Genomic DNA, 12,260 nt, shown 5'->3' with positions numbered 1-12,260 from the left:
GTGGGTCGGCAGGTGCCTCGTTACGACGCGGCCAGCTCACGGTCGTCAGCTTCGGTTGGCTCATCCAACTCGGCGACGATGCCTGCAACGGGAAAGGTGATGACGCACCGCACGCCGGACGTCGCAAAGGTGAGTTTGATCTCGCCGCCGAGTTGCTGCGCCAATCCGCGCTGGATGAGCTTTGATCCGAAGCCCTGACGCTGTGGGGAGACCACTGGCGGACCGCCGGTCTCGACCCATTCGACCAGCAGGGAGCGCGGACTTGAACCTTTGGTGACCGCCCAGGTAACCAAGACTCGTCCATCCGGTCTCGACAAGCCGCCGTATTTGGCAGCGTTGGTGGCAAGCTCGTGCACGGCAAGTCCTAATGCGAGCACCGCATTGGCTTGCAGGCTGACCCGCGGTCCACGCAGCTTGATGCGCCGTTTCAAGGCGTCCTGATACGGCTCCAGCTCGTTGCACAGAACGTCTTCCAGATAAGCGCCGTTCCAGTTGGTCGCGGTCAGCAGGTCATTGGTGTTCGCTAGCCCCTGCAAGCGGCCGAGAAACGCATCCCATACGGCAGGGTCCCCAGCTTCAGCCGATCGGCGCGTAAGCGATGCGATCGATTGGACCGTGGCCAATGTATTCTTGACGCGGTGGTTGAGTTCGTGAAGGAGGAGCGCCTGCCGCTCGTCCGCAAGCTTTCGAGCGGTGACATCCTGACAGACCCCGACGAGGGTTACGTTCCCGCTTGGCTCCGTTCGCGTGCGTCCGCTCACCCTCACCCAGTGCACGCTTTCGTCGGGCCATATAGCGCGGAACTCCACATGAAGATCTGAGCGGCTCAAAAGAGCATCGTGAACTGCGGCAGTCTGCTTTTCACGATCATCCGGATGAATGGCATCGAGCAGGTCCCTGTAAGAGAACGGCAGATTCGAATCCCGTCCGAAGATCCGCCGAGATGTCGCAGATGTGTTCAAGTTTCCTGCTTCGGGATCGTACTCCCAGGACCCGAGATCTCCTGCGTTGAGGGCAAGGCGAAGGCGGACTTCGCTTTCCGCAATCCTTTCCAGCGCGTCCTCGCGCTCCTGCGCTTGATTTGCGATGGAGGATGCCGCTTCAGCGAGGGCCGTTTGTATGGTGTCGAACTCGAGAACGTGCATCGGGGATGCAACGATCCGTTGTCCTTTTCCGAGGTTGCGAGCAATTGCCACAAGACGTTGAACCGGCCGCGCTATGGATCGCGACAACAGCGCTGCCTGGATAAAGCCTGTGAGGATGACAGTCCCGAGCACGAGCAGCCATATGAGAGCCCGGCTCAGGGCCGCAAAAACCTCGGCCTTCGGATAGCCGATCACGAAAGACCATCCATAGTCCGACGAGCGCGTAAAATAGGATCTTACGGGAAGCCCGTCGAGCGCCGTACTCTCTATATCTCCCTCTTGGGAGGTAGTGATCGCCTGCAGCAGTTCCGGGCGGATCGTCTGGCCGACGAACGTTTCGGGTGCGAAGGACCGGGCGACGATCCTCCCGCTGCGGTCGACCACCGCCGCGCGCCAGTTCTCGGCAATCCGCTGGTCTGTGATAAGCTTCTGGAAGACGGCCGGATCGATAGCCATCCCTAGAATGTAAGCGACCTTGTCTCCGACCTTGATCGGTACATCGAGCGTCACGATAGGCTGGCCCGTCACGGGGCCTACGACGAGATCTGACAATTCTGCCCTGCCTGTCTCACCAACTCGACGAAGCGTCTCCGGACGCAGACTGTCGGGGAGGCTTTCACCAAATGGACGCCGACTGGTGACGACGGTACGTCCATTCGGCTCGAACAGGGCAATCCAAATTGCATTCGGAAGCGGAGTCCGGACGAGCTGATCATGGAATGCAGCGAAGTTTTCACTCTCGATATGGGGCGAAACCGCCAAGATACGTAAGGCTGCCTCGGCCTTCTCAATTTCAAGATCGAGGGAGAGCGCCAAGGCTCGCGTCGTCTCGCGCAGCCGCAAATCGGTCGCCTCCCGCTCGGCCCGATAAACCGAGTAGATTCCAGCGCTGGTCACCAGAACAGTTGGAATGGCAAGAGCCAGAACGAGCCCCCAAAGGAGCTGCCGCACTGACGTGCCGGCGTCCGTGGCGCTCCTGCGCTCCCGCATCATGCCACGCAACGCATTCATGACTTTACGCCCGCTTCATCGAGCGGCATCGTCACGCGTACGAGGATCTTGGCATCATCCTCGGGCCAGACAATATTGGCTTCAAGCTGCTGGCTCAGTGCTCTGAGAATGGTGCTCGTACTGCCGGCGCGAGCGTTCCTTTTTTCCTCGCGAGAGAAGGCGTCGTCAGACAGGGTGAATATTAGAAATCTACCCTCCCTCCTCATCTGCAGCTTCAGCTTTCCCGCTCGACGATCATAGGAATGTATCAGTGCATTGACGACGAGTTCATTAAAGAGGAGCGCGATCGGCGCCGCCTTTGCCGCCTCGACCTCGATCGTATCCGGCTCGAATTCCGGGGTGACGTCGAGCCCTCTCAGTGTGGAGATCAGTTCATCGCTGAGATTGCGTACAAAGGCAGCCACATCGAACAGTCGTGCTCCTTTACCGTCGTAAAGATCGCGATGGGCCATCCCGAGAGCTTGCAGGCGCTCCTTCATGCGCCACAAAGTATTGCGCGTCTCATCGGATCCTGCCTGTCTCATTTCGATGCTGACAAGAGAGAGAAGAAGCTGCAAGTTGTTCTTCACCCGATGATCCAACTCGTGAAGCAGCGTCGTTCTCTCTTCCAGAAGCCGGTGGAGATCAGCTTGTGCTTGCCGCCTTTGCTTGCGCTCGCCGGCCTCAGCCAACGCCCGCAGAACCGTCGCTGGGAGCCGTTCGAGACGCTGCTTGACGACGTAATCGGTCGCTCCGAGCTTGAGCGCCTCGACGGCGATCTCTTCCCCCAATGTCCCGGAGACGAAAATGAATGGCGTATTGGGACAATGCTGGTGTGCAAATGAGAGGGCCGAAAGACCGTCGAACGCAGGCAGGACATAGTCAGCGAGGATAAGATCCCATTCCTCGAAAGAGACGGCAACACAAAACTCCTCGGAGGAGACGACCCGTTTTATGAAGACGGAGCGACCTATACCGTCGAGAGCCTCTTGCACGAGCTCGGCGTCGAGCGTGCTGTCCTCCAAGAGAAGGACGCGCAAGGCATGCTCCGATAACGCAGCTCCTGGATCGACCATCATCATCCCGTTCGGTCACGGTGCGGCGGAGGTTCATTGAGGATGCCCCAGAAGACACCCAGATCTTGAATAGCCTCAAAGAACTCCCGAAATCCCACCGGCTTTACAACGAATGCATTGACGCCGAGTTCATAGCTTCGAACCAGATCACTCTCTTCTCGCGACGACGTCAGCATGACAATCGGCGTATGGCGCATTTCCGGGTCGGTCTTGACTCTCTGCAGAACTTCGAGGCCGTCCACTTTCGGAAGCTTCAAATCGAGGAGCACGACGGCAGGATCAGCGGTGTTCCGCGTTTCGTACACTCCGCGACGGTAAAGAAAATCGATGGCTTCTGCGCCATCACGAACAACCACAACTTCATTGGCGAGCTGGCTCTGCTCAAGCGCTGTGAGAGCGAGTTCTACGTCCTTGGGATTGTCCTCGACGAGGAGGATGGGCTTCAGTTCCGGCATTCACGCCGCTCCTATGGCATTCGGTAGAGAAAAAGAGAACGTCGCTCCGCGGTCGATGGCACCCTCGGCCCAGACTTTGCCTCCATGGCGTTCGATGATGCGCCGAACGTTGGCAAGTCCGATCCCGGTTCCCTCGAACTCCTCCATGCGATGCAGACGTTGGAAGACGCCAAAGAGTTTTCCGACATAGGCCATATCGAATCCGACACCATTGTCGCGTACGAAGAAGACGACGTTGTCATCCTTCCGATAGGAACCAAGCTCGATCACGGCGGGATCCCGAGGGCGGGTGTATTTCACCGCATTCGAGACGAGGTTCTCAAAGACCAGCTGGATCATGAACGGATCGGCCTGAATCGGTGGAAGATCACCGATCTTCCATACAATGTGCCGCCCCTCTGTTTCCAGGAGGAGCTTTTGCCGGATTTCGTCGACGATCGGTTGTGTATGTATCAGACGAGGCTTGAGGGCCGTCCGTCCCATCTGGGAAAAGCTGAGAAGATTGTCGACCAATGTGCCTGCGGTGAAAGCGGACTCGATAATGGTGTCGATATAGCGGCGCCCGCGATCGGTGATGTGGCTGCCTTCCTGTTTCTTCAAAAGCTCCGCATAGCCGACGACATGGCGGAATGGGGCCCGCAGATCATGCGAGACGGAGTAGGAGAATGCTTCCAGCTCCTTGTTGCTGCGATGCAGTTCTTCGGCGAGAGAGGCCATTTCCTCGGCCCGGCGCAGCACAATTCCTACGATAGTATTTCGCAGCTCTTTGACAGCGTCGATCTCGCTCGGATTCCAAGACGATGAACGCCCACGGACCGTTTCCTTCCAAATCTCGAATGAGTTTCGCGGGTGAAGGCGCGTGGCGCCAACCTCACCGTGAACAGGCTTATGAGGATCACCGCCCCAACTGACCGTCTGCACGGCCTCCGGCCGGAACCAGATGACATAGCTCGGATGCATCTTGGAAATGGCGATGGAAAGGACGCCGCTGGCGACCGAGGCATAGGAGGCGGCTTCCGGATAGTGGTCGGAGAGAACCTCCGTGACGAACATATCTTCCGGATGCTCGCTCGAAAGCCAGTGGAAGAGCGCCTGCACTTGATCTTCAGTAGGAGTGTGCCCGAGGCACTGACACCGTTCCGCATCGATGATCGCGACGCCCTGCGCGCCTGCGAGTTCCATGAGCTCGAAGGGATTATTCACGAGCCCATTGATGAAGACATCCTCTGCTGCCATGTGTCCCAGAAGACGAGCCTGTACCGACCCGAGACGCATGCGATTTTCCGCAATCGCCGCGCGCTCTCGAGCCTCGAGCTGCAGCGAAAAGATCTGCGTAAGGAAATCGCAGGCATTGCGGACAGAGAGCGGGACACGCCGCGGCTCCCCGCTATGGCATGAGATCAATCCCCATAACCTGCCGTTCCTCAGAATCGAGATCGACATGGAGGCCATGGTACCCATGTTGCGCATGTACTCGAGATGAACAGGCGAAACGCTCCGCAGCACAGCGTCACTCAGATCGAGCGGCTCAGGACTGAGAGATTCAATTGGAACTGCCGTATAGTTTGCGTCCGGGATGATCCGCAGCCGGTTGCGGCGATAGAGCTCGCGTGCCTGAGAGGGAATATCGGATGCCGGGAAGCGAAGTCCCCGATAGGACGGCAAGACGTCGTTTCTGTCCTCGGCAATGACGTTTCCGTTCCATTCCGGATCGAACTCGTAGACGAGCACACGATCGAACCCCGTCATGCGACGCACGTCCTCTGCCGCCAAGCGGCATAACTCCTCGACGGAAGACGCCGCCTGCAGTTGCTCGACGAACCGTCGCAGCGTCGGATAGAGCGTATCCAACGTGGTTGCGACTTCAGATGGCGTCTCCTCCAGCTCAAGGATTGTCTGATCCGCTCCATTGTGGACAATGGCATCAAAGACCCGCTCTCCCCGAGCCGTTCCGATCGCGAGGGTGCGAAGAAAGCGGGTGCTTCCCCGTTCCTCCGGCTGTGCAAGGTCCGGCTCCAGCAGTCTCGCGACCTTCGGCAGGACCTCCCGAAGGGTTCGCCCGAGAACTACCTGCCGCTCAAGACCGAAGGTCTCAGCCGTATTCACGCTGGCATAGGTCAACACGAGATCCGACGGGCGCATGGCCAGAAGGATGCCGTAGGGCTGAATGCTGCCTGGGATATGAATGGGCTCCCGGTCACAGGCTGTCAGATCCAGATCACGTGAGGCGGTTTCAAGGGTCATTGTTTTCCGCCCAGCCAATCCTGCATCACCGCGAATGTTCGCTGCGCCGAGACAACGATCCTGTCATCTGCGATCGGCGAAGAAGCCGCCAAAAGCCGCTCTCCAAACGATTTCCACATCCGGGCGGTATCCCGCCCGTAACTTTGGAAATAACCGCAGCCCGTCTCTGCCGTGAGCCCGAGGCGGCGCTTGACCGCCTGTGCGATGATAGTTCCACCCAAAGTCGATCCCTCGACGACGTACATGCTCCCCAGCACATCGGTCTCTTGCGATAGCGGCATCAGAGGTTGGCATCGTGGCAATTGCGCGATCTCCCACGATGCCAAGCCTAACCTTCGAAGGTCGCTCGCGATAAGCTCGGCCTTGCAGCGTTGCTGAAAGAACGCCATGTCGATCATGGTCTGGCTTGCGGCTTCCTCCCAGGCACTGTGGAAGCCGTAGAAGCGGGCTAGAAGCTTTTTGTAATCGGCAAGCGTGGCTGTATGCCGCTCCAGATCGAAGGCTTTCTCGATCCGTTCGTGCGCGGATCGAGTTTCCACTTTGAGACGTTCGAGAAGGGTCATGAGGCGAGTGGGCGGAGTTTACTGAGGAATACAAGTGCTTCGGAGCGGGCATGCAACCCTAGGCCCGTTACATGGATCGTCCCAGCCGCGAGGCAATAGTGCGCTCTAGGGTCATCAATCCATCGTGAAGCAGAGCAGCAAGAAGGGCCACGACCAATCCGCCCTGAAGAATGAACGCAACATTGTTTGACTGAAGCCCTGCAATGATGACCTCACCCAGCCCCTTTGCCGCCACGGTCGAACCGATGGTGGCCGTTCCCAAATTGATGATTGCCGAAAGACGGATGCCGGCAAGAATCACGGGAAGCGCCAATGGGAGCTCGACGCCCAGCAGTCGCTGACGCGGCGACATTCCCATCCCCTTGGCTGCATCGAGGACCAGCGGCGGCACCTGCGTCAAACCGCTGAGGGTGTTTTCAAAAATGGGCAGCAGACCGTAGAGGAACAGAGCGATGAGAGTCGGGGCCTCGCCAAAGCCGACAATCGGGACGGCCACCGCGAGAACGGCAACTGGCGGAAAGGTTTGACCGATGTTGACGATACTCCGCGACAGCGGCAGGAACTCCATTCCGGCAGGTCTTGTCACGAAGATCCCAAGCAGAACCGCCACGATCGTACTGGCGACGACGGCGCCGAAGACCGTCCGCAAATGCGCGAGCGTCAAGGAGAGCAGGCTGCCCTGGTTGTAGATCGCCGGCGCCCCGTTCTCCGTCAGCGGCTCGAACACGAACGCGAAGAGCTGAGGTGCGGAGACGAACGCGACGAGCAGAACGAAGGCGGCTATCCTGAGGGAAGCGGCCGACATCTTCATGTCGGCCTCCGTCCATGGGCGAGAATACCATCGACGCTGATCCGTCCGACAATGGCCCCAGAGGCATCGGCGACAGGAGCGGTAGGAGAGCCTATCCAGATGAGCCTGGACAGCGCGTCCCGAAGGTTGCTGGAGACGTCGACCGGCTCGCCTTCAGCTGAGCCCGGCTCGACTGCATCGCCCACCTTGGCCAGCGATAGGAGCCGGAAGGGTCTCTCGGCGGTGCCAACCAGCCGCTCGACGAATCCCGGCAGGGGACGGGTCAGCAATTCGGCGGCCGTTCCGTATTGCAGCAAGCGAGCCTCATCCATGACGGCGATCATGTCACCGAGGTGGAAAGCCTCCTCCATGTCGTGCGTCACGAGAACGACGGTAGTGCCGAGGCGCCGCTGAATCGTCAGTAGGTCGTCCTGCGCCTTGCTTCGAATGAGCGGATCAAGGGCACCAAACGGCTCGTCCATGAGAAGAAGGGCCGGCCGTGCCGCAAGCGCCCGTGCAACACCAACACGCTGCTGCTGTCCGCCGGACAATTCATGAGGATATTTCTTCGCAAATTCGGCCGGATCGAGTTGGAAGAGGAGGAGCAGTTCCTCGACCCGCTGGGCAATCCGCTTCGCGTCCCAACCCAGCAGGCGGGGCACCGTCGCGATATTCCCGGCAACGGTCCGATGTGGGAAGAGCCCATGGCCCTGGATCACATATCCGATGCGGTGGCGGAGTTCGTCCTCGGGGATCGACATCGTATCCTGCCCGTCGATGAGGACCCGGCCTGCGCTTGGTTCCACCAGACGGTTGATCATACGCAGCAAAGTCGATTTGCCCGCACCCGACGTGCCGACGACCACCGTGATGGTGCCTTCATCGACACGCAGGCTGACATCGTCGACGACAATCGTCTCGCCGTAATGCTTGGACAGGTGCTCGATCTCGATCATTTACGCACTCTCCCGGCGAGATCGATGACCGCATCGAGGATGACTGCGGCGGCGAAAGATAGGGCGACGGTCGGGATTGCTCCAAGCAACACGAGATCCATCGCCGTCTGTCCCACACCCTGAAACACGAAAGTACCGAACCCACCACCGCCGATGAGAGCCGCGACCGTGGCGAGTCCCAGGTTCTGAACCAGCACGATGCGAATCCCTGTCAGGATGATCGGAAGAGCGAGCGGTATCTTTACCTGCGTGAGGCGCTGGCGTCGCGACATTCCCATCCCGCGCGCAGCATCGACGACATTCGCCGGAACCTGATCGAGGCCAACAACGGTGTTGGCGACGATGGGAAGGAGCGCATAGAGAAACAGCGCGACGAAAGCGGGCGCCGCACCGATTCCCCGAATGCCAATGGCCGCGGCTGCGGGAACATTTGCCGCAAGGAAACCGAGAGGAACCATGAGCATGCCGAACAGAGCGATACTCGGTATCGTCTGCACGATGTTGAGGACCTGAAGCGTCGGCCCTCTTACTGCCCGAACTCGATGGCAGAGAACCCCGAGCGGCAGACCAACAGCGGCCGCGGCTGCGACTGAGCCGAGGCTCAGAAAAATGTGCTGATCGGCCTCACGCCAGAAACTGTCGGCCCGCGTGGCATATTCCTTCAGAAGAGAAAGATTGTGCCAGGCTCCGGAGACAAGAAGGATCGCCACGGCGACGGCTGCGATCACAAGGGCGCCGAGGCGAGCCCAGGGCCCGAATCGAAGGCGCGTCAGCGAGTCGGCAACAAGAAGGCCGAGCGCCAACGTCAGCAACCAGAAGCCGGAGGCCGGCGATATACGGGCGAAATTATTCCCGGTCGGCGTCATGAATCCCGCCGACAGACCGACCGCAGGCACGACGACGACTAATCCCAAGGCCGCCGCAGTCAACCGGACAGTTGGCCAGCGAATAAACACCGCGACAAGCGCGACAGCGACCACAGCACCCATCACCGCAACCGCAACCGTTGTCGGAAGCGCATGCAGAAGCAAGCGCGGTTCACCCGAGACGATGCGGTTGGCGCGATAGGTCACGAATGGCAACACGAATACTGAGATTCCGGCGAGAAGCGCAATGACGCTTCCAAGGCGGTCGAAAGACACGCCAAGCCGGAAAGGCGATGCGCCAGGGACGCTCGCCCGAGCAGACGATGTCGTCACGAGAAACCTGGTCGCTCTTGCATTCGTGTCTCGCTCCACAACATCGAAGTCCGGCTGCCTATTTGATGAAGCCTTTGGATTTCAGATAATCGGTCGCGACCGCTTTTGCAGCCTCGCCACCCACCTGCACGCGCGCATTCAGGTCCTGCAAGGTATTCAAGTCGAGGGATTCGAAGACGGGCTTCAGCATTTCGGCAATCTGCGGATTCTCCTTCAATACGGCCTCACGAATGATCGGCGCAGGAGCGTAGACCGGCTGCACGTTCTTATCGTCCGTCATCACCACGAGCCCTGACGGAGCGATTCCACCGTCCGTTCCATAGACCATAGCCGCATTGGCTTTGTTCGTCTGCTCCGCTGCCGCCTTGATGGTCGCAGCGGTATCCCCGCCGGAGAGGACGATGAGCTGCTCCGGCTTCAACTTGAAATCATAGGCCTTCTGGAAGGCTGGAAGTGCCGCTGCGGAATTGACGAATTCGGCGGATGCCGCGAGCACCACATTACCGCCGCCCGCAATCCATTTACCGAAATCGGACATGCTCGCGAGCTTATTCGGTTCTGCGACGTCCTTGCGGACAGCGATGGCCCAAGTGTTGTTCGCCGGCGAGGGCGTCAACCAAACGATCTTGTTGGCATCATAGTCCAGCTTCTTCGCGGCCTCGTAACCTTTGACCGGATCCTTCCAAACCGAATCGTCGGCTTTGTTGAAGAAAAACCCGGCATTTCCCGTATACTCGGGATAAATATCGATCTCGCCCGCCGTAATGGCCTTGCGCACCACAGGCGTCGCGCCGAGCTGGATCCGATCCTGGGTCTTGATCCCGTTGGCGTTTAGCACCTGCAAGATAATGTTTCCGAGGACCGACCCCTCCGTATCGATCTTCGAGGAAACCACCACGTCGGCCTGTGCAGCCATGGCGGAAAGGCTCAAGGTGGCGGCCAGCGCCAGAGATTTGAAAACAGCTTTCATCACGCGACCCCTTCGGAAGCTCCGGCGATCCGGCCCCCCTGTTTTAGGGCCGGCAGCGCTTTCCGACAGACCTTTTATCACGATTCCGGAGAACCTCTCTTGTTATGGTTGACGGAGCAATCCCGCATCCGGGGGGCATGCGGATGCGGGATCGGGGCGGCTTCCAGAGCGGCGTCAAGGAACCCTACGCCGGAAACGCACCCTGCGGCTCCTGCGCAATGGTGAAGCGCACCTGCGCTTGAGGCCGATGATCTTCCGATAGGTAACGCCAAGTCCGCTCGGCATCACTGCGGCTCTCGAAGGGACCGAGCACCCGCTCGGTGCCCTGGATCAGGGTTTCGAAATCGGTGGAGGTGTACTCGCCTCCCACCACCCAGTAGCGAATCTTATGCATGATTGTTCTCCGTCGGTCAGGTTGCGTGTGGGCTCACTCGGCCGCCTGAAGCTTTGTCGAGGGCCGGAACTGGGCTGTTTCAGTGGAGTCGTTCATGGCGGTCGTCGACGATGCGCCGCCCGTGATCGCCAGAGACACCTGGTCAAAATAACCGGTGCCGACTTCGCGCTGATGGCGTGTCGCCGTATAACCCGCCACCTCAGCGGCAAATTCCTGGGCCTGAAGCTCGGAATAGGCGCCCATTCCGCGGTCGCGATACCCGCTCGCCAGATCGAACATGCCGTAATTGAGCTGGTGGAAACCAGCGAGCGTCACGAACTGGAATTTGTAGCCCATAGCGCCAAGCTCCCGCTGGAACTTGGCGATGGTGGCGTCGTCGAGCTTCTTCTTCCAGTTGAACGAGGGCGAGCAGTTATAGGCAAGAAGCTTGCCCGGATAGCGTTTGTGGATAGCCTCGGCAAAGCGTCTGGCATCGTCGAGATTCGGATGCGAGGTCTCCCACCACAGAAGATCCGCGTATTCCGCAAAAGCCAGGCCGCGGGCGATGCAATGATCGAGGCCTGTCCCCTCTCGCAATCGATAGAACCCTTCCGGCGTGCGGCTGTCCGGCTCGATGAAGGGCCGATCGCGCTCGTCCACATCGGAGGTGATCAGACGGGCGGATTCTGCGTCCGTGCGGGCGACGACAAGCGTGGAAGTTCCCATGACGTCAGCGGCGAGACGCGCGGCAGTCAGATTGCGCTGATGGGCCGAGGTCGGGATCAGAACTTTGCCGCCGAGATGACCACACTTCTTTTCCGAGGCGAGCTGATCCTCGAAATGCACGCCGGCAGCGCCCGCCTCGATATAGGCCTTCATGATCTCGAAGGCGTTGAGCGGACCGCCGAACCCAGCTTCCGCATCGGCCACGATGGGCAGGAACCAATCCCGCTTCGCTCTGCCTTCGGCGTGCTCGATCTGATCGGCCCGCTGCAGGGTCCGGTTGATCCGTCGGCACAGTTCCGGTCCGGAATTCGCCGGATAGAGCGACTGGTCCGGGTACATCGCACCAGCCACGTTGGCGTCAGCCGCCACCTGCCAGCCGGAGAGGTAGATGGCCTCGAGTCCGGCACGAGCCATCTGCATCGCCTGATTGCCGGTCATGGCGCCCAGGGAATGAACATAGGGACGTTCGTGAAGGAGCTGCCACAGGCGCTCGGCACCCCGCTCGGCCAATGTATGGGCAATCGGCACAGAGCCCCTCAGCCGCAGCACGTCTTGGACCGTATAGGGACGGCGAATTCCATCGAAGCGCCCTGCTGGAGCAGCGGCAAACAGCGTGTCGAAGGAACTCGGGTTCGTTGGGACGGTCATCATACATCCTTCCGTTTACAATCGTTGACAATTCCGCCCCACCATCCAAAATCGACGCTCAGGAGATAGGCGTTTCAACTTCAGTAACGGCCAAGGAAGAACTTGTTTCAACGCTTGTTTTGCAA

Annotated in this window: 11 protein-coding genes; all 11 read right to left on the bottom strand. The window is 59.5% G+C overall.

Annotated features, from left to right (window positions below; all coding sequences use genetic code 11):
• Positions 1-20 precede the first annotated feature (20 nt).
• A complete protein-coding gene (locus K9B37_RS05785) occupies positions 21-2,156 on the bottom strand; it encodes a sensor histidine kinase (protein WP_224311983.1) in 2,136 nt (711 codons plus the stop codon).
• On the bottom strand, positions 2,153-3,175 hold the full coding sequence (locus K9B37_RS05780; protein WP_224311982.1) for a sensor histidine kinase: 1,023 nt from the start codon (positions 3,173-3,175) through the stop codon (positions 2,153-2,155). The genes K9B37_RS05785 and K9B37_RS05780 overlap by 4 nt, the downstream gene beginning before the upstream one ends.
• A 38-nt stretch (positions 3,176-3,213) precedes the next feature.
• Positions 3,214-3,666: a response regulator gene (locus tag K9B37_RS05775; protein ID WP_224311981.1), complete on the bottom strand. Its 453-nt coding sequence runs from the start codon at positions 3,664-3,666 to the stop codon at positions 3,214-3,216.
• On the bottom strand, positions 3,667-5,910 hold the full coding sequence (locus K9B37_RS05770) for an ATP-binding protein (protein ID WP_224311979.1): 2,244 nt from the start codon (positions 5,908-5,910) through the stop codon (positions 3,667-3,669).
• On the bottom strand, positions 5,907-6,473 hold the full coding sequence (locus K9B37_RS05765; RefSeq protein ID WP_224311977.1) for a biliverdin-producing heme oxygenase: 567 nt from the start codon (positions 6,471-6,473) through the stop codon (positions 5,907-5,909). Before K9B37_RS05765 ends, K9B37_RS05770 begins: the two co-directional genes overlap by 4 nt.
• Before the next feature lie 67 nt (positions 6,474-6,540).
• Positions 6,541-7,284, bottom strand: coding sequence for an ABC transporter permease (locus tag K9B37_RS05760; protein WP_439651688.1), 744 nt, complete (start codon positions 7,282-7,284; stop codon positions 6,541-6,543).
• Positions 7,281-8,219, bottom strand: a complete 939-nt coding sequence (locus K9B37_RS05755) for an ABC transporter ATP-binding protein (RefSeq protein WP_224311976.1) — start codon at positions 8,217-8,219, stop codon at positions 7,281-7,283. The genes K9B37_RS05760 and K9B37_RS05755 overlap by 4 nt, the downstream gene beginning before the upstream one ends.
• A complete protein-coding gene (locus tag K9B37_RS05750) occupies positions 8,216-9,418 on the bottom strand; it encodes an ABC transporter permease (RefSeq protein WP_439651687.1) in 1,203 nt (400 codons plus the stop codon). Before K9B37_RS05750 ends, K9B37_RS05755 begins: the two co-directional genes overlap by 4 nt.
• 58 nt (positions 9,419-9,476) lie before the next feature.
• Positions 9,477-10,388 carry a glycine betaine ABC transporter substrate-binding protein OsmF gene (gene osmF / locus K9B37_RS05745; protein WP_224311974.1) on the bottom strand — a complete coding sequence of 304 codons (912 nt, stop codon included), beginning with the start codon at positions 10,386-10,388 and terminating at the stop codon, positions 9,477-9,479.
• A 184-nt stretch (positions 10,389-10,572) separates the two neighbouring features.
• Complete coding sequence (locus tag K9B37_RS05740; RefSeq protein WP_224311972.1) at positions 10,573-10,782, bottom strand: DUF4170 domain-containing protein; 210 nt, start codon at positions 10,780-10,782, stop codon at positions 10,573-10,575.
• 33 nt (positions 10,783-10,815) lie between these two features.
• Positions 10,816-12,135 (bottom strand): isocitrate lyase, encoded by a 1,320-nt coding sequence (gene aceA, locus K9B37_RS05735; RefSeq protein ID WP_224312149.1) that lies wholly within the window; start codon positions 12,133-12,135, stop codon positions 10,816-10,818.
• Between the last annotated feature and the right edge of the window lie 125 nt (positions 12,136-12,260).

Source organism: Microvirga puerhi (assembly GCF_020089865.1).
Lineage (GTDB): Bacteria > Pseudomonadota > Alphaproteobacteria > Rhizobiales > Beijerinckiaceae > Microvirga > Microvirga puerhi.
The sequence above is the reverse complement of the archived record's forward strand: the minus strand, read 5'-3'. Positions and strand labels throughout refer to the sequence as shown.

What these genes read in the sequence shown, in the direction of transcription:
- K9B37_RS05785 (WP_224311983.1), bottom strand. Translation starts at nt 2,156, where the DNA reads ATGAATGCGTTGCGTGGCATGATGCGGGAGCGCAGGAGCGCCACGGAC.
- K9B37_RS05775 (WP_224311981.1), bottom strand. Translation starts at nt 3,666, where the DNA reads ATGCCGGAACTGAAGCCCATCCTCCTCGTCGAGGACAATCCCAAGGAC.
- K9B37_RS05770 (WP_224311979.1), bottom strand. Translation starts at nt 5,910, where the DNA reads ATGACCCTTGAAACCGCCTCACGTGATCTGGATCTGACAGCCTGTGAC.
- K9B37_RS05765 (WP_224311977.1), bottom strand. Translation starts at nt 6,473, where the DNA reads ATGACCCTTCTCGAACGTCTCAAAGTGGAAACTCGATCCGCGCACGAA.
- K9B37_RS05760 (WP_439651688.1), bottom strand. Translation starts at nt 7,284, where the DNA reads ATGAAGATGTCGGCCGCTTCCCTCAGGATAGCCGCCTTCGTTCTGCTC.
- K9B37_RS05755 (WP_224311976.1), bottom strand. Translation starts at nt 8,219, where the DNA reads ATGATCGAGATCGAGCACCTGTCCAAGCATTACGGCGAGACGATTGTC.
- osmF (WP_224311974.1), bottom strand. Translation starts at nt 10,388, where the DNA reads ATGAAAGCTGTTTTCAAATCTCTGGCGCTGGCCGCCACCTTGAGCCTT.
- K9B37_RS05740 (WP_224311972.1), bottom strand. Translation starts at nt 10,782, where the DNA reads ATGCATAAGATTCGCTACTGGGTGGTGGGAGGCGAGTACACCTCCACC.
- aceA (WP_224312149.1), bottom strand. Translation starts at nt 12,135, where the DNA reads ATGACCGTCCCAACGAACCCGAGTTCCTTCGACACGCTGTTTGCCGCT.